Source organism: Pseudoflavonifractor sp. An184, from assembly GCF_002160305.1.
Lineage (GTDB): Bacteria > Bacillota > Clostridia > Oscillospirales > Oscillospiraceae > Lawsonibacter > Lawsonibacter pullicola.
In genome coordinates this window covers 1-1,227 of the sequence record NZ_NFKI01000134.1, presented here as the reverse complement: position 1 = coordinate 1,227, position 1,227 = coordinate 1, and the positions used below count along the sequence as shown (strand labels likewise).

At 55.8% G+C, this 1,227-nt stretch carries 1 protein-coding gene; it reads right to left on the bottom strand.

Annotation, left to right across the window (positions count from 1 at the left end; all coding sequences use genetic code 11):
- Positions 1-1,227: hypothetical protein (locus B5F19_RS17605; protein WP_162612607.1), on the bottom strand; the 1,227-nt coding region annotated here is incomplete at both ends.

Sequence of the window (1,227 nt, the reverse complement as noted above, 5' to 3'; positions counted from 1 at the left end):
GGACCTCAACCCAGACCCAGCCGTCGTTGATCTGGAGGTCGCCCTCCCAGACCAGCTCGTAGCCCTCGGGGATGTCCTTGAAGGTGCTGGTGTTTACCATGGTGGCGTCAGCGGCCACGGTCACGGAGCCCTCAGCCACCTGCTTGTTGTTGACGACGTCCCAGTAATTCAGGCCAACGGTCTTAGTCTCGGCGTCCACAGGACGGACCTCAACGTAAATCCAGCCGTCGGTGATGGCGAAGTCGCCCACATTGACCAGCTCGTAACCCTCGGGAATATCGGTCAGAGCACTGGAGTTCACGTTCGTAGCGTCGGCGGCTACGGTGACCTCACCCTCGCCAGCCTGCTCGTTGTTCACGATGTCCCAGTAGTTCACACCCACGGTCTGGGTGGTGGCAACGGGACGGACCTCAACGTAGATCCAGCCGTCATTGATATCGAAATCGCCGGTCCAAACCAGCTCGTAGCCCTCGGGGATATCGGTCAGCTGGCTGGAGTTAACCTTGGTTGCACCGGCATCGACAGTAACCTTGCCTTCGCCGGCCTGCTTGTTGTTCTCAACGTCCCAGTAGTTGATGCCGATGATGTTGGTTGTGGAAACCATACGAACCTTGACATCAATACTGTCGTTCGCTCCAATAAACACGTCGCCGGTCTCGGCTAGAACATATCCCTCAGGAACCTCGGTAAAGAGGTTTGTGCTGATGATGGTGGTATCCGCCTCCAAGGTCAGGACCTGAGTGCCGACAGTCTTATTGGTAGCCTCATCCACATAATTCACAGTGAGTTCCTTAGTAACCTTCTCAAATACCGGCGTGTAGGTGATTGTCGCCTCGCCCTTCTCATCGAAGGTCACGATAGACTCCATCTCGCCGAAGGTAAGCTGTGCGTTTGCACCCAGAGTTCCCTTGCTGGTCTCCCAGTAGACCAGTTCATAACCCTCGGGAGGGATCACGGCAGGAATACTCTGAGGCTGATCAGAATCCTCATAGAGCGGCACAAGCTTGCTGTTCATGGTGCTGCTGTCGCTCCACTTCGCTTCGGTGCCGGTCAGATCAAACTCTACATAGATCGTCCGATCCTCGGCAATCTCCTCAAATACCGGCGTGTAGGTGATCGTCGCCTCGCCCTTCTCATCGAAGGTCACGATAGACTCCATCTCGCCGAAGGTAAGCTGTGCGTTTGCACCCAGAGTTCCCTTGCTGGTCTCCCAGTAGACCAGTTCAT